Annotated in this window: 23 protein-coding genes, 1 tRNA gene and 1 pseudogene; 12 read left to right on the top strand and 13 right to left on the bottom strand. The window is 64.1% G+C overall.

Translation table 11 applies throughout. From position 1 onward, the window contains the following. Positions 1 to 27: 27 nt before the first annotated feature. Positions 28 to 117: transfer RNA gene (locus LU671_RS24505), tRNA-Ser, on the top strand. Positions 118 to 222: 105 nt separating this feature from the next. Here the strand turns inward: LU671_RS24505 and LU671_RS24510 are convergent. Continuing rightward, positions 223 to 705 (bottom strand): hypothetical protein, encoded by a 483-nt coding sequence (locus LU671_RS24510; RefSeq protein ID WP_232857175.1) that lies wholly within the window; start codon positions 703 to 705, stop codon positions 223 to 225. A 312-nt stretch (positions 706 to 1,017) separates the two neighbouring features. Between LU671_RS24510 and LU671_RS24515 the strand changes: the two genes are divergently transcribed. Together LU671_RS24515 and LU671_RS24520 are read left to right on the top strand one after the other, a co-directional pair. Next, the gene (locus LU671_RS24515; protein ID WP_186715496.1) at positions 1,018 to 1,497 is read left to right on the top strand and encodes a hypothetical protein; all 480 of its coding nucleotides are present in this window, start codon (positions 1,018 to 1,020) and stop codon (positions 1,495 to 1,497) included. Between the two features lie 11 nt (positions 1,498 to 1,508). Next, on the top strand, positions 1,509 to 1,751 hold the full coding sequence (locus LU671_RS24520) for a hypothetical protein (RefSeq protein ID WP_232857176.1): 243 nt from the start codon (positions 1,509 to 1,511) through the stop codon (positions 1,749 to 1,751). A gap of 183 nt (positions 1,752 to 1,934) precedes the next feature. On the opposite strand, the pseudogene LU671_RS24525 reads toward LU671_RS24520, so the two are convergent. After that, positions 1,935 to 2,168, bottom strand: a pseudogene (locus tag LU671_RS24525) (helix-turn-helix domain-containing transcriptional regulator); the annotation flags it as partial. 479 nt (positions 2,169 to 2,647) lie between these two features. Here LU671_RS24525 and LU671_RS24530 point away from each other — a divergent pair. Together LU671_RS24530 and mqo are read left to right on the top strand one after the other, a co-directional pair. Beyond that, on the top strand, positions 2,648 to 2,839 hold the full coding sequence (locus tag LU671_RS24530) for a DUF4223 family protein (RefSeq protein WP_023630554.1): 192 nt from the start codon (positions 2,648 to 2,650) through the stop codon (positions 2,837 to 2,839). Positions 2,840 to 3,166: 327 nt separating this feature from the next. Then, positions 3,167 to 4,804: a malate dehydrogenase (quinone) gene (gene mqo, locus LU671_RS24535; protein WP_198744485.1), complete on the top strand. Its 1,638-nt coding sequence runs from the start codon at positions 3,167 to 3,169 to the stop codon at positions 4,802 to 4,804. Positions 4,805 to 5,071: 267 nt separating this feature from the next. On the opposite strand, the gene LU671_RS24540 is transcribed toward mqo, so the two are convergent. Beyond that, on the bottom strand, positions 5,072 to 5,407 hold the full coding sequence (locus LU671_RS24540; RefSeq protein ID WP_052896291.1) for an ArsR/SmtB family transcription factor: 336 nt from the start codon (positions 5,405 to 5,407) through the stop codon (positions 5,072 to 5,074). A 52-nt stretch (positions 5,408 to 5,459) separates the two neighbouring features. Between LU671_RS24540 and LU671_RS24545 the strand changes: the two genes are divergently transcribed. After that, the gene (locus LU671_RS24545) at positions 5,460 to 6,551 is read left to right on the top strand and encodes an NADH:flavin oxidoreductase/NADH oxidase (RefSeq protein WP_232857177.1); all 1,092 of its coding nucleotides are present in this window, start codon (positions 5,460 to 5,462) and stop codon (positions 6,549 to 6,551) included. 119 nt (positions 6,552 to 6,670) lie between these two features. Here LU671_RS24545 and LU671_RS24550 read toward each other — a convergent pair whose 3' ends face one another. The 5 genes from LU671_RS24550 to LU671_RS24570 form a co-directional block, all read right to left on the bottom strand. After that, entirely contained in the window at positions 6,671 to 7,909 is a 1,239-nt protein-coding gene (locus LU671_RS24550) for an NAD(P)/FAD-dependent oxidoreductase (RefSeq protein WP_232857178.1), read from the bottom strand. 3 nt (positions 7,910 to 7,912) lie between these two features. Beyond that, positions 7,913 to 9,490, bottom strand: coding sequence for an aldehyde dehydrogenase (NADP(+)) (locus LU671_RS24555; protein WP_232857179.1), 1,578 nt, complete (start codon positions 9,488 to 9,490; stop codon positions 7,913 to 7,915). A 136-nt stretch (positions 9,491 to 9,626) separates the two neighbouring features. After that, entirely contained in the window at positions 9,627 to 10,574 is a 948-nt protein-coding gene (locus tag LU671_RS24560; RefSeq protein ID WP_232857181.1) for a dihydrodipicolinate synthase family protein, read from the bottom strand. A 40-nt stretch (positions 10,575 to 10,614) separates the two neighbouring features. Next, positions 10,615 to 11,541 carry a 4-hydroxyproline epimerase gene (locus tag LU671_RS24565; RefSeq protein WP_232857182.1) on the bottom strand — a complete coding sequence of 309 codons (927 nt, stop codon included), beginning with the start codon at positions 11,539 to 11,541 and terminating at the stop codon, positions 10,615 to 10,617. 112 nt (positions 11,542 to 11,653) lie between these two features. Beyond that, positions 11,654 to 13,270: an APC family permease gene (locus LU671_RS24570; RefSeq protein WP_232857183.1), complete on the bottom strand. Its 1,617-nt coding sequence runs from the start codon at positions 13,268 to 13,270 to the stop codon at positions 11,654 to 11,656. A 378-nt stretch (positions 13,271 to 13,648) separates the two neighbouring features. Here LU671_RS24570 and LU671_RS24575 point away from each other — a divergent pair, with 378 nt between their 5' ends. Beyond that, positions 13,649 to 14,419 (top strand): AraC family transcriptional regulator, encoded by a 771-nt coding sequence (locus LU671_RS24575; protein ID WP_232857185.1) that lies wholly within the window; start codon positions 13,649 to 13,651, stop codon positions 14,417 to 14,419. Positions 14,420 to 14,523: 104 nt separating this feature from the next. Further along, positions 14,524 to 15,372, top strand: a complete 849-nt coding sequence (locus LU671_RS29545; RefSeq protein WP_332880095.1) for a phage tail protein — start codon at positions 14,524 to 14,526, stop codon at positions 15,370 to 15,372. On the opposite strand, the gene LU671_RS24585 is transcribed toward LU671_RS29545, so the two are convergent. Next, positions 15,373 to 16,260, bottom strand: a complete 888-nt coding sequence (locus tag LU671_RS24585; RefSeq protein WP_050704304.1) for a LysR family transcriptional regulator — start codon at positions 16,258 to 16,260, stop codon at positions 15,373 to 15,375. It lies immediately after the preceding gene. 201 nt (positions 16,261 to 16,461) lie between these two features. On the opposite strand from LU671_RS24585, the gene moaB reads away from it, so the two are divergent. Further along, positions 16,462 to 17,001 (top strand): molybdenum cofactor biosynthesis protein B, encoded by a 540-nt coding sequence (gene moaB, locus LU671_RS24590; protein WP_203651311.1) that lies wholly within the window; start codon positions 16,462 to 16,464, stop codon positions 16,999 to 17,001. A 93-nt stretch (positions 17,002 to 17,094) separates the two neighbouring features. Here moaB and LU671_RS24595 read toward each other — a convergent pair whose 3' ends face one another. Further along, positions 17,095 to 17,994 (bottom strand): bestrophin family protein, encoded by a 900-nt coding sequence (locus tag LU671_RS24595; RefSeq protein ID WP_269806813.1) that lies wholly within the window; start codon positions 17,992 to 17,994, stop codon positions 17,095 to 17,097. A 21-nt stretch (positions 17,995 to 18,015) separates the two neighbouring features. After that, complete coding sequence (gene moaA, locus LU671_RS24600; protein WP_232857187.1) at positions 18,016 to 19,020, bottom strand: GTP 3',8-cyclase MoaA; 1,005 nt, start codon at positions 19,018 to 19,020, stop codon at positions 18,016 to 18,018. A gap of 255 nt (positions 19,021 to 19,275) precedes the next feature. Here moaA and LU671_RS24605 point away from each other — a divergent pair, with 255 nt between their 5' ends. Continuing rightward, positions 19,276 to 21,606 carry an FdhF/YdeP family oxidoreductase gene (locus tag LU671_RS24605; protein ID WP_232857188.1) on the top strand — a complete coding sequence of 777 codons (2,331 nt, stop codon included), beginning with the start codon at positions 19,276 to 19,278 and terminating at the stop codon, positions 21,604 to 21,606. A 134-nt stretch (positions 21,607 to 21,740) separates the two neighbouring features. On the opposite strand, the gene LU671_RS24610 is transcribed toward LU671_RS24605, so the two are convergent. Continuing rightward, a complete protein-coding gene (locus tag LU671_RS24610; RefSeq protein WP_203651322.1) occupies positions 21,741 to 22,199 on the bottom strand; it encodes an Lrp/AsnC family transcriptional regulator in 459 nt (152 codons plus the stop codon). A gap of 152 nt (positions 22,200 to 22,351) precedes the next feature. On the opposite strand from LU671_RS24610, the gene LU671_RS24615 reads away from it, so the two are divergent. Continuing rightward, positions 22,352 to 23,533, top strand: coding sequence for a trans-sulfuration enzyme family protein (locus LU671_RS24615; protein ID WP_203651326.1), 1,182 nt, complete (start codon positions 22,352 to 22,354; stop codon positions 23,531 to 23,533). Between the two features lie 121 nt (positions 23,534 to 23,654). Here the strand turns inward: LU671_RS24615 and LU671_RS24620 are convergent, their stop codons facing one another. Further along, positions 23,655 to 23,894 (bottom strand): YdcH family protein, encoded by a 240-nt coding sequence (locus tag LU671_RS24620; protein ID WP_081100331.1) that lies wholly within the window; start codon positions 23,892 to 23,894, stop codon positions 23,655 to 23,657. Between the two features lie 116 nt (positions 23,895 to 24,010). Between LU671_RS24620 and LU671_RS24625 the strand changes: the two genes are divergently transcribed. After that, positions 24,011 to 24,376 carry a 5-carboxymethyl-2-hydroxymuconate Delta-isomerase gene (locus LU671_RS24625; protein WP_232857189.1) on the top strand — a complete coding sequence of 122 codons (366 nt, stop codon included), beginning with the start codon at positions 24,011 to 24,013 and terminating at the stop codon, positions 24,374 to 24,376. The last annotated feature ends 99 nt before the right edge of the window (positions 24,377 to 24,475 follow it).

A 24,475-nucleotide genomic window follows, 5' to 3' on the forward strand; every position in this document is an offset into this window, starting at 1 on the left:
GAAATCGCTGGTATGATGCGCGCCATTGGAGAGATGCCGGAGTGGTCGAACGGGACGGATTCGAAATCCGTTGTACTGGCAACAGTACCTAGGGTTCAAATCCCTATCTCTCCGCCATACGCGAAGTAGTCGAAGCCCCTGAAAACGTTGAAGTTTTCAGGGGCTTCGTCGTTTCAGGGTGGCGCATGAGGGCAGTTTTAGGGCAGATGGAGCGGTTTGCCTTTACTCGTCGGCAGCGATGTGAACTGAGCCGGGGGCCTCTATCGCGAGTGATGACAGGGGCGGGATAGCGATGTCGCCTTTACCTGTTTGATAGAACGTCACGCTCAGAGCCGCCACCGTTACGCCCAGCGCAACAGCGGTAAGCATGGCTCCCCAGATATTCAGCTTCAGACTCCCCAATCGATCGATGTCGCGGCGCACACCTGCTATCGAGTCGTCCAAGCGCTTGTCGCGCTCACTCTGGGCAACGAGAAAACCATCGATTTTCGACGCGATGGCTTCTACCCGCGCGTCCATCTTGATCTCGATGGTCTCGAGCTTGGCGTTGAGTTCGTCACGGGGCAGGTCATTCATGGTTACGGTATCAATCTTCTCTGATGGCGAGTCATGTCTACCCAGGCTCATGCCTGCTGCATAAAGCCGTTGAAAATAGTTGGCCCAGGGCGCCTGCAGCCGGCTGTCTGGCATATCGTTTTGAGGCATCTACGTCCTCCGCTTCGAATAGCGCCTGAAGCACCACGCTCTGCTCGTCCATGGTCTTCGATGCTGTTGGGCATCGTCCATACGGCTTGTGGGGCATCTGCAATGTTCTTGATGGTGCTGTCGATGTGGCAGCGATGAACAGAGCCTAGAGCGGTACCTGGTCAACGGCAATGCTTCGGCGGGCCTGGAAGCCCTATTCGGAAATGGACTACTCGCAACAGGGCGATAGGCTGGTATAGCCAAATGCCACCGTTTGCGTACCTGCCGCGCCTTGTAGAGAATCGCACCCTTTGCCTCGAAAGGATGCGTGCAATGAAGTTCGAAGGGACTTTCCAATACATGGGCAATCACGGGATCGTCTTCAACGTCTCGCAGATCACCCTGACCGACAGCGAGCGTGGACGCTTGCGCGAGCTGCATTTCGGTGAGGCGAGAAGCGCCCATTACGAGGTCAACAGCAAGGTTGTCGAGACCTACGACAGGATGCTGGCCAAGGGGCTGCCCTGCGTGATGAAGATCGGTATCTCCAAGCCGCTGACCCGCCAGCAGGGCGATACCCTCAATGCCCAGCGCACCAAGGTCGCCAACCTTGCCGCCTCGGCGTTCGCTGCCGCCGCGAGTTCTGTGGCATCGCCCTATGTTGGCGTGCCGGTGGGCGCTGGGGTGCGTGCCTATGCCAATGACATCCTGCCCACCTACCATGCCGGCGATGTACTGGTCAGCATCGAGGCGCAGGTCAATGGCGGCATCGGGCCGCAGCACACCACCTCGACCCTGATCATCAAGACCTGAGGGAGACGCCTGTGTCCGAAATTACCTATGCGGTCATCGCCCTGGTGCTCTACGGCTTGCTGGATCGGTTTCTCAGGCCTTACGCGCTGCGCAAGTGGCTCGGGGTGGCGTTGGCGGTGGTTGGTGTCGTCGGTTGCATCCTTGTGAGCCAGACCCGTTCGTTCGGGTTGGACCTGGGATTGCTGTCGGTGCTTGCCACGGGGGTGGGCGTGGGCCTGTTCGTGAGGCGGCGGCGATTCGAGCAAGTTGGTTGATACGATAAAGATCCTTGCCGGTATCTTGGTTGAGGTTTTTCAAGGTGTTCGACGTTAGCGTTGCAGCGCCTATCAGATCGAGCGCCGCCCGCGCGGCGCAAGGTGTCGCGAAAGGGCTGCAAAGCAGCCCCGGCAAGTCCAAGCCGAACGCCAATTATCAACACCTTAAAAGGGTTGCTCCTAGAGCAACTCGCGGTTGCCGCCTGCATCTTGGGTAAGCTGATTCGCATCGATGGTCTTGGCGACTTCGCCGATGGTCTGCGTCAGCGTCTGGGCATCATTGCTCTGCATGGCTTCTGCCAGGAAAGCGGCAATAGTTTTGGGGTGGTCGAGGAAGCGGGAAGCCTCGAAGCGGGTGGTGTTGCTCAGTTCCAGGTCAAGGATTGGCATAACGCTAGAATCGGCTTTTCTACTCATCTTCTTTTACCTCGCAGTGCGCATCGAGAATGTCTTCCGCACGCGTGATGTCTTTGTCTTGATCTGCCCGGTGTGGGAAGGTGATTGGACCAAGCGTCAAGCCTGGCGGCACTAAGCTTCGCTTCAAAGCCGTGACGGCCTGAGGCTAGAGAGCGATTTGGTCGGTTGCAATGCTTTGAAGGAAGGGGACATCCGACTCGGAAAAGGACTACGGGCAGAGGGAAGTCCATGCTTTTCAGTCGGGATTGGCATCAGTCCCAGGGAATCAAGCTATTTCCGGTAAGGGCAATCTGTGTGAACTACGCCAACCTGTAACGTTTTAGCAAGTAGTTCATTGCACTTAGTTGCCGTGCCGACAACTTGTTAGTTGAACCCCGTCAACTAGTGCATCTGTACTAACGCCTTTCGCTCACACCCCCTTTTCCCGTATGATCCGCGCGCCATCAGTTTGATGGTGGATCATGGACTAAAGGATTTTTATGAAAAAGCTGATCAAAGCTACTGTCGCTGTTGCTGTCGTTTCGGGCGTTGCCCTGCTGTCCGGCTGCACCGGCCAGGTCTACAACCAGCCTAAGAACTGCTCGTACGACTACCTGTTCCACCCATCGGTTTCCATCTCCAAGATCATCGGCGGCTGCGGCCCGATCGATAAACTGCCTCAGCAGCAGTAATCTTGGAAATACCCTGATCGGGTCGTTCACGGCCTGATCCAAGACCCCCGGCCATGGATGTGGCCGGGGGTTTTTGTTTTCCGGGGCGTGGTGGCTTGTCGCGTGGCAACCTGTCGTCTTGACGCCCTGGCGCGCGTTTGTTTGTGCTGGCAATTCGGTTACAATCCGTAAATCGTTTCAGCCTTGTCGGTCAATCCGACCAAAGGCTGGCGCGTCCAATGTCTCTCTGGCTGCTGAACAATGATCACAACAAGCCTGCGCTGAAGAACATGGAATACCTGGGCCAGCCACAGGCCCACCCTCCGTTCTACTGACTGGAATCGATCAATGTTCAAGAAAGCTGGCAAGACCTTGCTGGGTCTGGCAGTCGCGGCGAGCTTCATGCAAGCGCACGCCGAAGACACCAAGAAAGTCGACGTGCTGCTGGTTGGCGGCGGCATCATGAGTTCCACCCTGGCGGTCTGGCTCAACGAGCTGGAACCGAGCTGGTCGATGGAAATGGTCGAGCGCATGGACGGCGTCGCCGAAGAAAGCTCCAACGGCTGGAACAACGCCGGTACTGGCCACTCCGCGCTGGCCGAGCTGAACTACACCCCGATGGACAAAGATGGCAAGGTCAACATCACCAAGGCCATCGAGATCAACGAGTCGTTCCAGATCTCCCGCCAGTTCTGGTCCTGGCAGGTACGCCAGGGCGTGCTGAAGAACCCGCACTCGTTCATCAACACCACCCCGCACATGAGCTTCGTCTGGGGCGATGACAACATCAAGTTCCTGAAGCAGCGCTACGACGCCCTGCAGGCCAGCCCGCTGTTCCGTTCGATGCAGTACTCGGAAGACCACGCGCAGATCGCCAAGTGGGTCCCGCTGATGATGGAAGGCCGCGATCCAAGCCAGAAGCTGGCCGTGACCTGGAGCCCGATCGGCACCGACGTCAACTTCGGTGAGATCACCCGTCAGTTCGTTGGTCACCTGAAGACCAAAGAGAACTTCGACCTGAAGCTGTCCAGCGAAGTGCAGGACATCACCCGCAACGAAGACGGCTCCTGGCACGTCGAGTACAAGAACCTGAAGGATGGCACCGAGCACGCCACCGACGCCAAGTTCCTGTTCATCGGTGCCGGCGGCGGCGCGCTGAAGCTACTGCAGAAGTCGGGCATCCCGGAAGCCAAGGAATACGCAGGCTTCCCGGTGGGCGGCTCGTTCCTGGTGACCGAGAACCCGACCGTTGCCATGCAGCACATGGCCAAGGCCTACGGCATCGCCTCGACCGGCGCGCCACCCATGTCGGTTCCGCACCTGGACACCCGCGTGCTGGACGGCAAGCGCGTGATCCTGTTCGGGCCATTCGCCACCTTCTCGACCAAGTTCCTGAAGAACGGCTCGTACCTGGACCTGCTGAGCAGCACCACCACCCACAACGTCTGGCCGATGGCCCGTGTCGGCATCGATCAGTACCCGCTGGTCGAGTACCTCGCCGGCCAGCTGATGCAGTCCGACGACGACCGTTTCGCCGCCCTGCAGACCTACTTCCCGAACGCCAAGAAGGAAGACTGGAAACTGTGGCAGGCCGGTCAGCGCGTGCAGATCATCAAGCGTGATGCCGACAAGGGCGGCGTGCTGAAGCTGGGCACCGAGGTCGTGGCTTCCGAAGACCGCACCATCGCCGGCCTGCTGGGCGCCTCGCCAGGTGCCTCGACCGCCGCGCCGATCATGCTCAACGTGCTGGAAACCGTGTTCAAGGAGAAGGTCGCTACCCCTGAGTGGCAGGCCAAGATCAAGGAGATCGTCCCGAGCTACGGTACCAAGCTGAACGATTCGGCCGCCGCCACCCAGAAAGAGTGGGACTACACCGCCGAAGTCCTGCAGCTGGAGAAGCCGCCGGTGATCGACCAGAGCGTCAAGACCAGCGTGGCGCCAGCCGCACCGGTCGAGAGCAAGCCTGCGAACGACATGGCGCTGTAAGGCCAGACGGTTGCCGGACTTGCCCGGCAACACCCACCACGAGCGTCGCCACCGGCGGCCTCGTGGTTTTTTTATGCCTGAGAATCGGGCAAGGGATTGACGCCTACCCCTGTAGGAGCGGCCTTGTGCCGCGAAAGGGCTGCGAAGCGGCCCCAGCATCTCGGCGTTGAGCAACGATCGCCGGGGTCGCAATGCGGCCCTTTCGCGGCACAAGGCCGCTCCTACAGGGATTGCGCAAGGCTTGAGGTTGGCGTGGCCGGGTGCACCTCAACGCTGCTCGAGAATACTGCCCAGCAACCCCGGAAAGCGGCTTTCGAGTTCTTCGCTGCGCAGCGAGTTCATATGCGTGGTGCCGACATTGCGGGTGTGCACCAGCCCGGAATCGCGCAATACGCGAAAGTGATGGGACATGCTCGACTTGGGCCGGCCGCCGTCCAGCTCGCCGCAGCTGGCTTCGGCGACGCCGGCCAGGCGACGGACGATTTCCATGCGCACAGGGTCGCTCAGGGCGTAGAGCAGGCGCTCCAGCGTCAGGTCTTCGGGGTTGGGGTGGGTATAGGCTCGCATGGACGACATGATAACGGGGGTTTCACAAATTGCCATAGTTCGAATATGATCGAACAATCGTATCCAACCCCGTCCCTGGAGTTACCTCATGGCCGCCTTGTTCGAACCCTATACCCTCAAAGATGTCACCCTGCGCAACCGCATTGCCATTCCGCCGATGTGCCAGTACATGGCCGAGAATGGCCTGATCAATGACTGGCACCAGGTGCATTACGCGAGCTTGGCCCGTGGTGGCGCCGGCCTGGTGGTGGTCGAGGCCACCGCGGTGTCCCCGGAAGGGCGCATCACCCCCGGCTGCGCCGGCATCTGGAACGACGCCCAGGCCCAGGCCTTCGTGCCGGTGGTCAAGGCGATCAAGGCTGCCGGTTCCGTGCCAGGCATCCAGATTGCCCACGCCGGCCGCAAGGCCAGTGCCAATCGCCCCTGGGAAGGTGACGACCATATCGCCGCCGACGATGCCCGTGGCTGGGACACCATCGCCCCGTCCGCCATCGCCTTTGGCGGCCACCTGCCGAAAGTGCCCAAGGCCATGACCCTGGACGATATCGCCCGGGTCAAGCAGGACTTCGTCGATGCCGCGCGCCGTGCCCGCGATGCTGGCTTCGAGTGGATCGAACTGCACTTCGCCCATGGCTACCTGGGCCAGAGTTTCTTCTCCGAGCACTCCAACCAGCGTACCGACGCCTATGGGGGCAGCTTCGACAACCGTACGCGTTTCCTGCTGGAAACCCTCGCTGCGGTACGTGAAGTGTGGCCGGAGAACCTGCCGCTGACCGCTCGCTTTGGCGTGGTGGAATACGATGGCCGTGACGAGCAGACCCTGCAGGAGTCCGTTGAACTGGCCCGTCGCTTCAAGGCCGGCGGCCTCGATCTGCTGAGCGTCAGTGTCGGCTTCACCATTCCCCAGACCAACATCCCATGGGGCCCGGCATTCCTGGGGCCGATCGCCGAGCGGGTGCGCCGCGAGGCGAAGCTGCCGGTGACCTCGGCCTGGGGCTTTGGCACGCCGGAGCTGGCCGAGGGCGCGTTGCAGGCCAACCAGCTCGACCTGGTGTCGGTGGGGCGTGCGCACCTGGCCGACCCGCACTGGCCGTATGCTGCAGCCAAGGCCCTGGGCGTGGACAAGGCGGCGTGGACGCTGCCGGCGCCTTATGCGCATTGGTTGGAGCGTTATCGCTGATATCGCATGGGGCCGCTCTGCGGCCCTTTCGCGGCACAAGGCCGCTCCTACACGGAACGCATCCCCCTGTAGGAGCGGCCTTGTGCCGCGAAAGGGGCGCAAAGCGCCCCCCGGCAATCTCAGAACCGATCCAACCGGTATGCCTGTTCCACCTCGCCCCCCCCATCCAACCGCCCCACCCACTCCGCCGTCACCGCCGCCTGGGTCAACCCCAGGTGCTGATGCCCGAACGCCAGCAGCACCTTGCCATCGGCCACCCGGTCGATCACCGGCAGCGAATCCGGCAACGAAGGCCGGAACCCCATCCACGGCGTTGCCCCCTCGGCATCCAGCTCACGCCGGAACAAGCCCTTGCTCAACCGATGCAGTTGCCATGCCCGCTGCATGCTCGGCGGCGCCTCGAGCCCGGCGAATTCCACCGTGCCGGCCAGGCGCAGGCCGTCGGCCATGGGCGTCATGATGAACTTGCGCTCCAGCGAGGTGACGGCGAATGGTAGGCGCTGGTGTTCCGCCGGCAGCATCAGGTGGTAGCCGCGCTCGGTATCCAGCGGTACCTGCCGACCGGTCAGGGCGGCCGTGAGCCTGGCCGAATGTGCCCCGGCACTGATCAACACCTGGCGGGCCTCGAGGGTGCCCTGGTCGCTGGCAAGGGTGATGCCCTGGCCATGCACCCGGCCGCCATCGACCTCGGCATGCAGGAAGCGCACGCCGCTGGCCCTGGCGGCGCTGAACAGGTCGCAGACCACCTGATAGGGGTCGAGGAAGTGACCGGTGCGCGGGAAGAACAGGCCGCCCAGGATCGACGGACTCAACTGCGGCGCCGCTTCGCTTACCGCCTCGGCCGACCACAGGTCCACGGGCACGGCCTGTGCCTGCAGGCGGGCGCGCAATGCCGCGAGCGCCTGGCGCGATTCGTGGCGTTCGAACACCAGCAGCGAACCGTCTTCCTTGAGCAGGTGGCTGCGGTCGATGGATGCAAGCAGCCGTTGCCAGGCGCCGAGGCTGCTTTCATTCAGCGCACGAAGGCCCGCCACGCTGCGCTGGAATGGCGCCGGTCGCAGGTTGAGCAGCAGGCGGGTGAACCAGGGCAGGGCCCGTGGCAGGTACTTCCAGTCCAGGCGCAGCGGGCCCATCGGGTCCAGCAGCATGGCCGGCAGGCGCTTGAGAAGCGACAGGTCGGCGATGGGAAACACCTGCTCGGTGGCCAGGTGCCCGGCATTGCCAAACGAAGCGCCGTGGCCTGGCGCCTGGCGATCGATCAGCAGCACCCGGCGGCCCTGGCGGGCCAGCTGCAGGGCGCAGGCGACGCCGACAATGCCGGCGCCGACCACGGCGATATCCGTGTCAGTGGCGGTCATGATTCAGCCTTCCCGCCGGCCATCGAGCAAGCGGCGCAGGTGCAGCGGGTTGCCCTGTTGCAGCGCATCGGGCAGCAGAGCATCGGGGAAGTCCTGGTAGCACACCGGGCGCAGGAAACGCAGGATCGCCGCAGTGCCTACCGAGGTGCCGCGGGTGTCGGAGGTGGCCGGGAACGGGCCGCCGTGGACCATCGCGTCGCACACCTCGACCCCGGTCGGCCAGCCGTTGACCAGAATCCGCCCGGTCTTGCGTTCGAGGGTAGGCAGCAGCTGGCGGGCGCAGTCGAGGTCGGCGGCGTCCAGGTGCAGGGTGGCGGTCAGCTGCCCTTCCAGGTGTTCGGCGACTTGGCGGACCTGTTCATCGCTGTCGCAAGCGACCAGCAGCGAGGCGGAGCCGAATACTTCGGCCTGCAGTGCCGGGTCGGCGAGAAACGCCTGGGCCGAGGTAACGAACAGGTGCGCCTGGCATTGGTTCGGGCCTTGATGGGGCTGACCGCTGGCGATCTGTCGGGCATTGCGGTTCTCAGCCAGTGCGGCGACGCCATTGGCATAGGCGCTGGCAATGCCGGGTGTGAGCATGGTCTGCGCCGCAGTTTGCCGGACATGCTCGGCGGCAGCATTGATGAAGCGTTCGAGGGCCGGCCCCTGACGGGCGATCAGCAGCCCGGGGTTGGTACAGAACTGGCCGGCGCCTTGGGTCAGTGAAGCGACGAAGGCTTGCGCCAGAGGTTCCGCTCGGGCTTGCAGGGCGGCTTCGAAGAGGAACACCGGGTTGATCGAGCTCATTTCGGCATAGACGGGGATTGGCTCCGGACGTGCCTGGGCGGCCTGGCACAAGGCGAGGCCGCCGCTGCGCGAGCCGGTGAAGCCGACGGCCTTGATGCGCGGGTCGCTGACCAGACCGATACCGGCCTCACGGCCGGCGCCGTACAGCAGTGAGAACACGCCTTCGGGCAGCTCGCACTGCGCGACCGCCCGAGCCACGGCCTGGCCTACCAGTTCGCTGGTGCCGGGGTGCGCGCCATGAGCCTTGACCACCACCGGACAACCGGCGGCCAGTGCCGAGGCGGTGTCGCCGCCGGCCACCGAGAAGGCCAGCGGGAAATTGCTGGCGCCGAACACCGCCACCGGGCCCAGGGCAACCTGTCGTTGGCGCAGGTCGGGGCGTGGCAGTGGCTGGCGCTCGGGCAGGGCGTTGTCCACCCGTACATCCAGCCATTCACCGGCCCGTACCACGCAAGCGAAAGTGCGCAGTTGCGCGCAGGTGCGGCCGCGCTCGCCCAGCAGTCGAGCCTTGGGCAGGCCGGTTTCGGCATTGGCGCGGTCGATCAGGGCATCGCCCAGGGCTTCGATCTGCTCGGCGATGGTGTCGAGAAAGTGGGCACGTTGTTCGAGGGTGGTTTCGCGGTAGGCATCGAATGCCGCCCAGGCCAGGGCGCAGGCTTGGGTTACCTGTTCGGCGCTGGCGCCGGCGTAGGCGGGTTCGAGGACCTGGTTGCTGGCCGGATCGATGGCGTGGATCGCGTCGCGGTTGCCGGGCACGGCATGCTGGCCGATCAGCAGATTGCCTGTCAGGGTCATGGGGCGTCCTTTGGAATCAAGTGTGGGAGCGGAGGGCGTGGGAGCGGGCTTGCCCCGCGAACACCGGCGAAGCCGGTGCCAGGTACTGCATCGCCTGCTTCGCGGGGCAAGCCCGCTCCCACCAGGGTCCTCGTTATCAGGCGATGTTCTGCTCGGCCGACCAGCTGGCGTACCAGGTGCGGAACAGCGCGTACTGCTGTTCGGCGTAGTGGCGCTGGGCGTCGGTGAGGGCGTCGGTTTCGTTGAAGTGCAGGCGGTACTCGGTGTCGCCGTTGAGCACCATCAGGTGCTTGTAGTACAGCACCAGGTCGCAGCCTTCATCGAACGACGACAGCACCGCCAGCGCCGATTCCAGCTCCCGGGCCTGGCGTCGGGCCTTGGCATCGCCCTTGGCGGCGCGCTTGCTCAGGCTGACCAGTTGCAGCACTTCACGGGGCAGCGCGTTGCCGATGCCGGTGATGGCGCCGGTGGCGTTGCAGTTGACGAAACCGTGCACCACTTGCGTGTCGACGCCGACCATCAGGGTCACGTCATCATCCTGGGAGGTGATGTGCTCGGCGGCGTAGCGCAGGTCGGCGGCGCCGCCGAATTCCTTGAAACCGATCAGGTTGGGGTATTCGCGGCGCAGGGCGAAGAACAGGTCGGCGCGGGTGGCGAAACCGTAGTAGGGGCTGTTGTAGATCACCGCCGGCAGCTTCGGCGCGGCGGCGAGGATCGCCGAAAAGTGATGCTGCTGGGCGGTCAGCGAGGCGCCGCGAGACAGCACCCGGGGGATGACCATCAGGCCGGCGGCGCCGACCTTGGCGGCGTGGGCGGCGTGGGACACCGCTTCACGGGTGTTCACCGCGCCGGTGCCGACGATGGTCGGGATGCCGGCGGCCACCAGGCGCGCCACGCCCTCCTGGCGCTCGGCCTCGGTCAGCAGCGGCCAGTCGCCCATCGAGCCGCAGTACACCACCGCGCTCATGCCGGCGTCGATCAGTTCGCGGCCCTTGCGCACCAGGGCGTCGAAGTCCGGCTTGCGCTCGGCGGTGCAGGGGGTCATCAGGGCGGGCATGGTGCCGGTGAAGATGTTGTCGGTCATTGTTGTCACTCCTGGCGGTATTCAGTGGGAAATGAAGGGGTCAGATGCCCCAGGCGAACGGATCCTGCTCGTCGATCAGCAGGGTGCTGTCGGCGGTCATGTGGGCGCGGCCGGTGATGAACGGGCGAATGCGTTCACCGTCGCGCTCGTAGCGGCCGTGGAACTGGCTGCCGGTGATGCTGGCCTGGACCCAGGTCTGGCCTTCGGCGAGCTTGCCGTCGGCGGCCAGGCACGCCAGCTTGGCGCTGGTGCCGGTGCCGCAGGGCGAGCGGTCGTAGGCCTTGCCGGGGCACATGACGAAGTTGCGGCTGTCGGCGTTGGCGTCGTCGGCGAACAGCTCGACATGGTCGATCGGGGCACCGTGTTCGCCGGTGATGCCCTGGGCCTCGAGGGCCTTGAGCAGGGTCCAGGTGTAGTCGGTGAGAGCTTCGCGGTTGTCCAGTTCGATGCGCTGGCCGTGGTCGGAAACCAGGAAGAACCAGTTGCCGCCCCAGGCGATGTCGCCATGCACCAGGCCATGGCCCGGCACGTCCACCGCCACCTGCCGGCGGTAGCGGTAGGACGGCACGTTGCCGACAGTGATGGCGCCGTCGTCATGCAGGGTGGCGCTGACCTGGCCGACCGGTGTGTCGATCTTGTGCATGCCCGGTTCGATCAGGCCAAGGTGGCGCAACGAGGCGACCAGGCCGATGGTGCCGTGGCCGCACATGTTCAGGTAGCCGGCGTTGTTGAAGAAAATCACCCCGCAGGTGGCATCCGCAGAGATCGGCGGGCAGTACAGCGCGCCCACCAGCACATCGTTGCCGCGAGGCTCCAGCAGGCAGGCGCGGCGCCAGCGGTCGTGCAGCTCGCGCAGTTCGTCGCGTTGCTCGGCCATGCTGCGGCCGTGCAGGGGCGGGAAGCCTTTCATCACCAGGCGGGTCGGTTCGCCGCCGGTATGGGAGTCGATGACGTGGATCTCTTTCATAGGTCAGTTCGTTCCAAAGTGTGGGGCAATCGTGGGAGCGGGCTTGCCCCGCGATGAGGTCGCTTGCCCTGAATCGCGGGGCAAGCCCGCTCCCACGAGTTCCCGTCAGTTCTCAGGAGGCCAGTGCAGCCGGCTCGTGCCCGCGATTGGCTTCGGTACCCGCTTCGCTTTCATCCTCGCCATCGAGCCGCACCAGCCGGGCCGGCACGCCGGTGGCCGCGCCCCAGTAGTAGATGCCCAGGGCACTGGCGGCGACGATCACCGTGTCCAGCGGATGGCCGATCACACCCAGGCCGCCGAAGCTGCCCAACCAGGAGAGGAAAATGGTCACGGCGTAGAAGCCGATCAGCCAGGCCGACGAGCGCACCTGTTGGCCCAGCGACAGGTGTTCGGTGGGCACGAAGCGGCGGCACAGCAGGTACAGCACGAACATCACGATCTGCAGCGCCAGCAGCCAGGACACGGTGTTCCAGCCCGACCAGTAGACGATCAGCGCGGCGATGATGAACGACAGCGGGCCGAGCACGCCCATGCCCATGACCCGGAACGGCCGGGCCATGTCCGGGGCATTGCGGCGCAAGGCGGCGACCGACACCGGGGCCACCGCGTAGCTCAGCACCAGGGCGGCGGACACCACGTTGATCAGCGCTTCCCAGGACGGGAACGGCAGGGTCCAGAACACCGCCAGGCCGAAGGTCAGCCACAGCGCCGGGCGCGGAATGCCGGACTGCTCGTCGATGCGGGTGAAGTACTTGAAGAAGGTGCCGGTCTGCGCCCAGCCATAGATTACCCGTGGGGTGGCATTCATGTAGATGTTGCCGCAGCCGCTGGGCGAGATCACCGCGTCAGCCACCACCAGGTAGGCCAGCCAGCCGACGCCCAGGGCCAGGGCGATGTCACGGTAGGGCAGGGCCAGCTCCTTGGTCACTCCGGCCCAGCCGTTGGCAATCATCTCGGTCGGCACGCTGCCGAGGAACGCCAGTTGCAGCAGTGCATAGATCGCGGTGGACAGCAGCACCGAGAGAATCAGCGCGATAGGGATGGTGCGCTGCGGGTTCTTCACCTCGCTGGCCACCGAGATGATCGGCGTGAGCCCCAGGTAGGCGAAGATGATGCCGCCGGCCGACACCGCCATCTCCACGCCGGAAAGGCCGAACGGCGCGAAACCCTGGACCTCGAAGTTCTCCGGTTTGAAGAAGGTGAACAGCACGCCGATCACCAGCAGCGGCACGATGAACTTGAACACGCTGACCAGGTTGTTGGCCTTGGCGAAGGTCTTCACGCTGCGGTAGTTGAGCAGGAAGAACAATCCGAGCAGGGCGAACTGCACCAACCAGCCGAGCACCGTAGGGTCGCTGGAGCCGGTCTTGGTCAAGGCCGGGAACCAGGCTGCGGCGTACTGGCGTGAGGCGACCACCTCGATGGCGATCAGGCTGGAGAAGGCGATCAGGGTAATGAAACCCATCAGGTAGCCCAGCAGCGGGCCGTGGGAATACACCGGGTAGCGTACCACGCCGCCGGCCCGTGGCAGGGCGGCGCCGAGCTCGCAGTAGACGATGCCCAGCAGCAGCACCGCAAAGCCGCCGAGGAACCAGGAGAGGATGCCGGCCGGGCCGGCGATGGCCGAGACGTGGCTGGCGGCGAACAGCCAGCCGGAGCCGAAGATGGCGCCCAGGCCGATGAAGGTGAGGTCCAGCAGGGACAGCTGTTTCTTGAATTTGCCTGACATGGTTGCGCCTTTTTGTAGGTTTTGGATAGGCAGGTCTGATGTCACGATGCGGCGGCATGCGCCGCGTTCTAGTAAGTCATGGGGCGGCTTGCGTGGGGCATAGAGTGGACCGATCGGGGCGTCGGTTCTTGATGGTTTTCTGCAAGGTGGGTGACGAAATCGGCACAGTCGAAGAAAAGACTGGCGAGCTGGGGCGGTGGCTGGATAGGCTGGATTGCATAGCCGGCAAGGGCTGGAGAGATGCAGTGGCAATACCGGCCTCTTCGCGGGACAAGCCCGCTCCTACAGGTATTGCGCGTGCTTCGAGATCGGCGCGATTCCTGTAGGAGCGGGCTTGTCCCGCGAAGAGGCCGGCCCTGCCACCGGAGACCTGATTGAATGTCACACGACTCACTGGCAACCCTGTACCAGACCCTCGACCAGCACCGCCCCGAATCCCTCGAGGCCCTGCTCACCGGTGTGGTCTGGCTGCTGCCCATGCTCGACGTGATCGCCAATGCGGCGATCTTCATCAAGGACGACCAGGCCCGCTACGTCCTGGCCAACCGCACACTGGTCCAGCGCTGCGGCCTGAAGCACCTGCAACCGCTGCTGGGCAAGACCAGCGCCGAGGTGTTCCCGGCGCGCCTGGGCCCCGGCTACACCGAGCAGGACCGCCGGGTGCTGGAGCAGGGCCTGGTGCTGGAGGACCAGCTGGAGTTGCACCTGTACGGCAGTCGCGAACCGGGCTGGTGCCTGACCCACAAGCGTCCGCTGTACGATCCGGCGGGGACGATCATCGGCTTGGTGGGCATTTCCGTCGACCTGCAGTCAGCCGCCGACACCCACCCCGCCTACCAGCGCCTGGCGGCGGTGGATGCGCATATCCGCGCGCATTTCCACCAGCCGATCAGCATGGGCGAGCTGACCCGCATCGCCGGGATCTCGGTGGCGCAGCTGGAACGCTACTGCAAGCGGGTGTTCCACCTCACGCCCCGGCAGATGATCCACAAGGCCCGCCTGGAGCATGCGCACCAGTTGCTGCACAGCGACCTGCCGATCATCGAGGTGGCCCTGCGCTGTGGCTACACCGACCACAGCGCCTTCAGCCGGCAGTTCAGGCAACTAACCGGTTTCACGCCGCGGCAGTACCGGATGGCAACGAATTAAAGGTCGATGCATAAATGCATTGATTTATTATGCTTTTATGCATATATTGGGTTTCAACGCTACTCAGTAGCGTGCATAAACTCAATCGATACAGGATGTTCACGATGACAACCGCTTACACCGCCAAGAATTCCCTGCCTTTTGCAGCGCTACCCACTACCGATGGTGTCGTTCAGTACTTTCGTGCGACCAGCACCAACGTAGCGGATGCGTCCTATGCTCCCGATGGTCTGGCAGCCGCGCCGATCTACGGCCTCGGTGGGCAGCTGTTGCAAGGCAACGAGATTGTCGCTGGCGGCAACGTGACGCTGGTTTCCTACCTCGGTCCACTGCTCAACCAGGGGGCCCTGTGCTGGATCCTGCTGAACTGCGAGGGTGGTGCCCAGCAGGTGGCCAATGCCACGCATAGCCAGCATGCCGTGACGCTTGGCCAGATCATCGGTTTCTCCGGAGCCGCGCCTGGTGACATCAAGTTCTCCGCAGCCAACGAGGCGCCAGTGGGCTGGCTGAAGGCCGATGGGGCATTGGTGTCTCGCGCCGAGCATGACGCATTGTTCGCCGCCATCGGCACCACCTATGGCGCTGGCGATGGTGTCACGACCTTCGGCCTGCCTGACCTGCGCGGTGAGTTCATCCGTGGCTTCGATGACGGCCGTGGGGTAGACCAAGGCCGGGCGTTCGGCTCCTGGCAGAAGGGCAGCCTCTACCCTTACGACACCACCCAGAACATAGCCAACGGTGTCTGGAGTGCATCTACCACGCAGAACACAGGTCCCGCTTCGCAAGTCGCGATGGGCGTGGATGCCTACTCCACCGACGAGTATTCGACCATTTCGCTGGGTGGGGTCGATGCGCGGGTCAACTATGCATTGCCAGGTCTGTTTGGTGACCGTGGTTACTCCGGGATCACCCGCCCACGCAACATGGCCATGCTCGCATTGATCAAGTGCTGATCACTCGCTGCTGAACAGGGCGCGGGCCTCGTCGAAGCACTGCTCGGCGATGGCCGAGCGCGGCTCGCTGCGGCGCAGCAGCAGGCCGACCGGGCTGTGGATGCTGGCTTCCTGTACCGGGATGATGCGCATGTGCTGGTTGAGGTCTTCCAGGCCGCAATCGAGCGGCATGACCGCGCAGCACACGCCGGTGTTGATCGCCTGGATCAGCTGGAAGGTCGAGTCGCTCTCGAGCACGGCATTGGGCGCCAGGCCCCGGCTGCGCAAGCTCAGGTCGAGGGACTGGCGGTAGTGCATGCCCTTGCTCAGCAGGCCCAGCGGCAGCTCGCCGAGGTCTTCCCAGCGCAGGCTATCGGCCTCGAACTGGAAGTGCCGGGTGTCGTGCAGCAGGCCCATGGTGGTGGTGCTCAGCTCGATCACTTCGAAGAAGCTGGTGTTGACCTGGTCGAGGTAGCAGATGCCCAGGTCGAGCTGGTTGCGGCTCAGGCCGTCGATCACCTGCTCGGAGCTCAGCGACGACAGCTGGAAGTGCAGCTCGGGGTACTTCTCGCGCAGCGGCATCAGCAGTTGCATGGGGTTGAAGCTGGCCAGCGGCACGGTGCCGAGGCGCAGGCTGCCGACCACCTGGCCGCGGCAGCTGGCGGCCTCGGCCTGCAGGCCGTCATGGGCGGCGAGCAGGGTGCGGGCCCAGGCCAGGATGCGCTCGCCGGCTTCGGTGAAACCTTCGAAGCGCTGGCCGCGCTTGACCAGCACCAGGTCCAGTTCGTCCTCGAGGTTGCGCAGGCGCATGGACAGGGTCGGCTGGGTAATGTGGCACAGCGCCGCGGCCTGGCCGAAGTGGCGGGTCTGATCGAGGGCGATGAGGAACTTGAGCTGTTTGATGTCCATGGTGCGGCCTGGGGTTGCGGGGTGGGTAGACCTTAACCAAGAGTGAAGCACCTGGCTAATCCTTGATGAACATTTCACCGACCCGGTCGCGGGGCCGATAGCGGCGATAGAAATCGTCGATCATCCGGTACGTCCTATCGATTGGACGCTGCCGGGGCTTGTCTCTACCGTGGCCGCGAAGCCAATCCTGGAGCAAAGGCCATGAGCGTGAAACCGGACGCGGTGTTCGTACCGCTGAACATCGCGGTGCTGACCGTCAGCGACACCCGCACCTACGACACCGACACTTCCGGCGAGCTGCTGGCCAGCCGCGCCGTCGGCGTGGGCCACCGCCTGGTGGCGCGGGAGCTGCTCAAGGACGACCTGTACAAGATCCGCGCCCAGGTCGCCACCTGGATTGCCGACGACCAGGTGCAGGTGGTGCTGATCACCGGCGGTACCGGCTTCACCGGGCGCGACAGCACGCCGGAGGCGGTGGACTGCCTGCTGGACAAGCGCATCGACGGGTTCGGCGAGCTGTTCCGTGCCCTGTCGATCCTCGATATCGGCACCTCGACCGTGCAGAGCCGGGCCCTGGCCGGCATGGCCAACGGCACCCTGGTGTGTTGCCTGCCGGGCTCGACCGGTGCCTGCCGCACGGCCTGGGAAGGTATCCTGGCCGAGCAGCTGGATGCGCGGCACCGGCCGTGCAACTTTGTCGCGCACCTGAAGCCGATCGCGGCCTGCGAAAGTCGCAGTTAATCTCCAGGACCTATCGCGGGGCAAGCCCGCTCCCACGCCAATACAGATCAGTGTCTTATTGGCGTGGGAGCGGGCTTGCCCCGCGATGGTTTTTCAGCTCAGTACATGATCCACCGGCACCAACGCCGGTGGCAGCGGCTCATGCCCCAGCGCCGCCAGGACATCGCGCTCGACGGTGCGCACCAGCGCATCGGTCGGCAGGTCGTTCTCGTCCCGGCCGAACGGGTCTTCCAGTTCGTTGCCGATCGCATCCAGGCCAAAGAACGTGTAACTGACAATGGTGGTGAACAACGGTGCCAGCCAGCCCAGCGGTTCTGCCAGGGCAAACGGCAGCAGCAGGCAGAAGATGTAGATGGTGCGGTGCAGCAGCAGGGTGTAGGGGAACGGCAGCGGCGTGCCCTTGATCCGCTCGCAGGTAGCCTGCACGTCCGACAGGCCGGCCAGGCGCTGTTCGAAGAGGGTGTAGCGGAATTCGCTGATCGCGCCGTCCTTCGCCAACCGTGAACACTGGGCACCGATATCGCGCAGGATGCCATCACACACGTTGTGCGCGGTGATCGGCGCACCCTCGGCCAGCCAGGTGCGCGCCAAGGGCAGTTCGTCTTCGTTGCGCAGCCGGGCATTGAGGGCATGGGCGAAGCCGCACAGGCCACGCAGCATCTGCGCGCGCAGCTGCTGGTCCTCGATCGCCACGCTTTCGCGCACGAACGAGCGCACCTCGATGATCATTCGCCCCCAGGCCTTGCGGCCCTCCCACCAGCGGTCGTAGCAGGCGTTGTTGCGAAAGCTCATGAAGATCGACAGCGACAGCCCCAGCAGGGTGAAGGGCGTGGCGCTGACCGGGTAGAACAGCGCCGGGTAGTGCCGCTCGACCAGCACGATCAGCGCAGCCAGCAAGGTCACCGCCAGGCAGCGCAAGGCGATACGCTGGACAATCGAGCCCTTGAGGGTGAACAGCACGCGCAGCATGTCGGGGCGTGAGTGGACGATCAAGACGGTTCCAGAGGCGGCCGATCAGCCGCCGGTCATGTTCATGAAGCGCAGGATCTGCACCTCGCCGCCCACTTCGAAGTGGTGGCGGTAGGGCTTGAGCTGCATGGCGTCGCGCAAGGCCTTCTCCAGGCGGGCGCTGTCGCCGGGGTGTTGGCGCAGGACCTGCTTGAGGTCCACCGAGTGCTCGTTGCCCAGGCACAGCAGCAGGCGGCCTTCGACGGTCAGGCGCACGCGGTTGCAGGTGGCGCAGAAGTTGTGGCTGTGCGGCGAGATGAAGCCGACCCGGGTATCGGGGGCTTCGGCCAGGCGCCAGTAGCGCGCCGGGCCCTGGGAGGATTCGGCTGACTCGACCAGGGTGAAGTGCTCGGCCAGGCGGGCGCGCACGTCGTCGCTGGAGCAGAAGGACTCGCCGCGCTCGTGCTCGCTGATGACGCCCAGAGGCATTTCTTCGATAAAGGAGATGTCCAGCTCGCGGTCGATGGCGAAGCGCACCAAGTCGACGATTTCGTGGTCGTTGCGGCCCTTGAGCACCACCGCGTTGAGCTTGGTGCGGCGAAAGCCCGCGGCGCGCGCGGCATCGATCCCCGCGATCACCTGCTTGAGGTCGCCAGTGCGGGTCAGGGCACGAAAGCGCTCGGGGTCAAGGCTGTCGAGGCTGATGTTCAGGCGCGAGACGCCGGCATCGAACAGCGGCTGGGCCAGGCGGCCGAGCTGCGAGCCATTGCTGGTCAGGCACAGTTCGCGCAGGCCGGGCAGGGCGGCGATGCGCTCACACAGCCCGACGATGCCCTGGCGCACCAAGGGCTCGCCACCGGTCAGGCGGATCTTGCGGGTGCCCAGGGCGACGAAGCGCTCGGCGACCAGGTACAGCTCCTCGAGGCTGAGAATCTGCTGGCGCGGCAGGAACTGCATGTCTTCGGCCATGCAATAGACGCAACGAAAATCGCAGCGGTCGGTGACCGACATCCGCAGGTAATCGACTTTGCGGTTGAAACCGTCGATCAGGGCCTGGGGGTTCTTTTCCACGTTCGCGCTCGACCTGTGCAGTGGCTGGGGGCGGCGAAAGGCCGCAGACAAGGTTCAAGCTATAACCTGCGCCCAGTGACGTCAAATTGCTTTCCCCGACCGTTCGATCAGTCTCGTCTATCACGGCTGCAGGCCACGGAGCTCAAGGGCTATACCGGGTGATCGAGACGGTTTATCACGCTGTCATTTATTTCGATTGGACGCACTGGGAGCGGCTTCTTAGGCTGGAAAAAACACCGTGCGGAGAAGCGCAGCATGAGCCAGGACGAACACATCAGGGACTACAAGGGGCCGGCCGCCGGCTGGGGCGCGCTCAAAAGCGTGACCAAGAGCTGGCTGGGCAGCGAGAACGCCTTCAAGAACCTGCGGGCCATGCTCAAGACCAACCAGAACGGCGGTTTCGACTGCCCGGGCTGTGCCTGGGGCGAGTCGCCGGAAAGTGACATGGTCAAGTTCTGCGAGAACGGCGCCAAGGCGGTCAACTGGGAGGCCACCGGTCGCTCGGTGGATCCGGCGTTCTTCGCCCGCTACAGCGTCAGCGCCTTGCTCGAGCAGACCGACTACTGGCTCGAATACCAAGGGCGGATCACCCACCCGATGCGCTACGACGCGGCCACCGATCATTACGTCGAAACCAGCTGGGACGAGGCGTTCGCCCTGATCGCCCGGCACCTCAACGGCCTCGAGTCGCCGGACCAGGCCGAGTTCTACACCTCGGGTCGGGCCAGCAACGAGGCGGCGTTCCTCTACCAGTTGTTCGTGCGCGCCTATGGCACCAACAACTTCCCCGACTGCTCGAACATGTGCCACGAGGCCAGTGGCGTCGGCATGGCCGAAACCCTCGGCGTGGGCAAGGGCACCGTGGTGTTCCATGACCTGGAGCTGGCCGATGCGATCTTCGTCATCGGCCAGAACCCTGGCACCAACCACCCGCGCATGCTCGAACCGCTGCGCGAGGCGGTCAAGCGCGGCGCCCAGGTGGTCTGCTTCAACCCGCTCAAGGAGCGGGGCCTGGAGCGCTTCCAGCACCCGCAGCACCCGTTCGAGATGCTCAGCAACGGCTCCGAACCGACCAACACCGCCTACTTCCGTCCAGCACTGGGCGGCGACATGGCGGCCATGCGCGGGATCGCCAAGTTCCTCCTGCAGTGGGAGCGCGAGGCGCAGTTGAACGATGAGCCACCCGTGTTCGATCACGCATTCATTGCCGAGCACACCAGCGGTGTCGAGGATTACCTGACGCTGGTTGATACCACGCCGTGGGAACACATCATCGAGCAGTCTGGCCTGAGCAAGGCCGAGATCGAGCTGGCCGCGCGCATGTACCGCAAGGCCGAGCGGGTGATCATGTGCTGGGCCATGGGCGTGACCCAGCACCGCCATTCGGTGCCGACCGTGCAGGAAATCGTCAACCTGCAGCTGTTGCGCGGCAACGTCGGCAAGCCAGGTGCCGGCCTGTCGCCGGTGCGTGGCCACAGCAACGTGCAGGGCGACCGCACCATGGGTATCGACGAGAAGCCCAAGGCGGCGCTGCTCGATGCACTCGAGAAACGCTTCCAGTTCAAGGTACCTCGCGAGCATGGCCACAATGCGGTGCTGGCGATCCAGGCCATGGAGGAGAGACGGGCCAAGGTGTTCATTGCCCTGGGCGGCAACTTCGCCCAGGCGACTCCGGACACTCCGCGTACCCACGCGGCGCTGCGCAACTGCGAACTGACCGTGCAGATTTCCACCAAGCTCAACCGCTCGCACCTGGTGACTGGGCGTGATGCGTTGATCCTGCCGTGCCTGGGCCGCACCGAGATCGACATCCAGGCCGAAGGGCCGCAAGGCGTCACCGTGGAAGACACCTTCAGCATGGTGCATATCTCCCATGGCCAGCTGAAACCGCGCTCGCCGCTCCTGCGCTCGGAGCCGGCCATCGTCGCCGGCATGGCCAAGGCCACCTTGGGCAGCAAGCCGATTGACTGGGACTACGCGATTGCCGACTACGCTCGCATCCGCAGCATGATCGCCGACGTCATCCCGGGCTTCAGCGAATTCAACGAGCGCCTGCAGCATCCGGGTGGCTTCCACCTGGGCAACAATGCTGCGGACCGTAATTTCCGCACCGCCACCGGCAAGGCGCGGTTCACCGCGAACGTGCTGCCCGAGCAGTTGGTCAACGCCCAGGTGCTGGCCCGTGGCGACAAACCCGACCTGATTCTGCAGACCCTGCGTTCCCACGACCAGTACAACACCACGTTGTACGGGCTGGACGACCGCTACCGTGGGGTGTTCGGCCTGCGCGAGGTGGTGTTCGTCAATGAGGCGGACATCCGCCGGCTGGGCTTCGAGCCGGGCGAGCAGGTGGACCTGGTGTCGCTCTGGGAGGATGGTCGCGAGCGGCGGGTCTCGGGGTTCCGCCTGGTGGCCTATGACGTGCCGCAAGGCCAGGCGGCGGCCTACTATCCGGAGACCAACCCGCTGGTGCCGCTGGAGAGTTATGGCGAGGGGACCTATACGCCGACCTCGAAGTTCGTGGCGATCAAGCTGGAGAAGGCCAGGGCCGGGAACCGGATCGAGGCGATCACCACGGAGGTGTAGGAGCGGCCTTGTGCCGCGAAAGGGCTGCGTAGCAGCCCCGACAATCTCACATGATGCCGAAAACCCGGGGGCGCTGCGCGCCCCTTTCGCGGCACAAGGCCGCTCCTACAGAAGAGGGGCGCGCTGTTGCACTTTCAGCGACGTACCGGATACGCCGTGGTGTACTTCATCTGCTCCATGGCAAAGCTGGAGGTGATGTTCGACAGCCCGTCGGTGCTGGTAATCAGCTTCTTGTAGAAGCGGTCGTAAGCGGCGATGTCGCCCACCACCACCCGCAGCATGTAGTCCCAGTCACCGGACATGCGGTACACCTCCATCACCTCCTCGAATGCCGTCACCGTGGCGGCGAACTGCGCCAGCCAGGCGCTGTCGTGGCGCTGGGTCTTGAGCTGGACGAACACCGTCAGGCCCAGGCCCAGGCGCTCGGGGTCGAGCAGGGCGACGCGGCCGCGGATGTAGCCTTCCTCTTCCAGGCGCTTGACCCGCTTCCAGCACGGCGTGGTAGACAGGTTGACCGCCTCGGCCAAGTCCTTGAGGGACAGCGACGCATCACGTTGGAGCAGGGTGAGGATGTGCTGGTCGAAATTGTCCATGGCGTCATCTGGCAGGTTTGAGGGAAAGTTTTCCAAGGTTAGCCGTACGAGGCGAACGTTGAAAGCCTTTCGGCTGGTTCTTCGACAGCAACGTTCTGTTGGCGCCCGGGCCTTGCGGATATGAGATAGTGGCGGTTTTCCATCCTCAGTCAATGGACCCGACCATGTCCGACAAACCGCGCAATTTCGCCACCCGCACCATCCACGCCGGTGAGCAGTCCAGCGTCGCCGACAACGCCATCTTCCCGGCCATCGTCACTTCCAGCTCGTTCATCAAGCGCGGCCTGGACGACAACCCCGAATACGCCTACAGCCGTGTCAGCAACCCGACCCGGCACGCCTACGAGACCTGCGTGGCCGCACTGGAGGAGGGCGTCGGCGCGGTCGCCTGCGCCTCGGGCGTCAGCGCCACCGCCACGGTGCTCGAGCTGCTGTCCAAGGACGCCCACGTGGTGGTGATGAACGGTGTCTACGGCGGCACCTTCCGCCTGCTGGAAGACTACCGCGGGCGCACCTCGGGCCTGACCACCACCTATGTCGACCTCAACGACGTCGAGGCCGTGGCCGCGGCGATCCGTCCGGACACCCAACTGATCTGGATCGAGTCGCCGACCAACCCGCTGCTGCACCTGGTGGACATCAAGGCGGTCTGCGACCTGGCCCGCGCCCGTGGGGTGATGACCTGCATCGACAACACCTTCTGCTCGCCCTGGAACCAGCAGCCGATCACCCTGGGCGTGGACCTGGTGATGCATTCGGCGAGCAAGTACATCGGCGGCCACTCCGACCTGACCGGTGGCGTGGTGGTGGCGGCCAATCACGAACTGCTGGGCCGTTTGCGCAAGATCAGCATGGCGGTCGGCGCGATCCAGGGGCCGTTCGACTGCTACCTGGCGCTGCGCGGGCTGAAGACCCTCGACGTGCGCATGGAGCGCCAGAGCGCCAACGCCCTGCGCGTGGCGCAGTTCCTCGAACAGCATCCGCAGGTCGAGCAGGTCTACTACCCGGGGCTGGAAAGCCACCCGCAGCATGAGTTGAGCAAGCGCCAGATGCGCACCGGCGGTGCGGTGGTGGCGCTGCGCATCAAGGGGGATCGGGCCGCGGTCAACCGCCTGGTTGAGGCGCTGTCGATCTTTGTCCTGGCCGATTCGCTGGGTGGGGTGGAGAGCATGATCAACCACTCCTGGAGCATGTCGCACAACTCCCTGAGCCCGGAGCAGAAGGGCGTGATGGGGATCAGCGAGAACCTGGTGCGGTTGTCGATCGGGATCGAGGATTACCGGGACCTGATCGAGGACCTGGACGCGGCGCTGAAGGCTTCAGCTTCCGTGTGATGGCTGCCGGCCCATTCGCGGGTAAACCCGCTCCCACAGGTACAGTACTGATTTCAATGTGGGTGGTGGCCCTGTGGGAGCGGGTTTACCCGCGAAGAGGCCGGCAAATGTTCTGGTTCAGTCAGGATTTGGGCGGATGGACGATCCGTTCGATCTCTTCCTTGATCAGAGCGCGTTCTTTTCGAAGTCGATTGAGGTTGTCATCCGTAGTGAGGCCGGTTTTTTCAACGTTCTCAATGTCATGATCCTTCTCGGTGTAGCGTTTCTTCAGCTCTGCGAGTTTGTGGTTTTCCTTCGCAAGCGCATTGAAGTCATCTTCCTTTACGCCAAGGTCTTCAAATAGATTGTGCGGAACTGGCATTTCTCCACCTCTCTCAGGGTTGGTAAGCGAACCTGAACCAAGAGGATAGTCGCCTTTGCCGCATTGCGGGACTGGGTTAGGCTGTCGCCCATCCCTGCGTAACCGGAACCTGCGCCATGCCTCACCTGAACCTGGAATACAGCGACAACCTGCGCGAGCTCAATGTCGACGTGCTGCTGCTGCGCCTGAACCACGCCCTGGTCGGCAGCGGCCAGTTTGCCGAAGAGCTGGACATCAAGAGCCGTGCCCAGGCCTTCGCCCAATACCGGGTCGGTACCGCGCCGGGCGAGCGGGCCTTCGCCCATGTACGCCTGGCGATCCTCAACGGGCGCACGCCGCAAGTGAAGCAGCAATTGTCCAACAGCCTGCTCGAGGTGCTGCGCGAGGCGATCCCCGGCCAGGCCGGCCTGGACATCCAGCTGTGCGTGGAGGTCCTGGATATCGATCGCGAGCCGTACGCCAAGCTTCGCCTGCCTGGCTGAATGGCAGCTGAATGAAAGTTGTTTAATGGATGAAAGACGTCGGCATACTAATTGTTGGCGTCTTTTTCACAAAAAATTGATGCTAGGCTTTCTAGAGTT

This window comes from Pseudomonas sp. NMI760_13, from assembly GCF_021283245.1.
Classification (GTDB): domain Bacteria; phylum Pseudomonadota; class Gammaproteobacteria; order Pseudomonadales; family Pseudomonadaceae; genus Aquipseudomonas; species Aquipseudomonas peradeniyensis.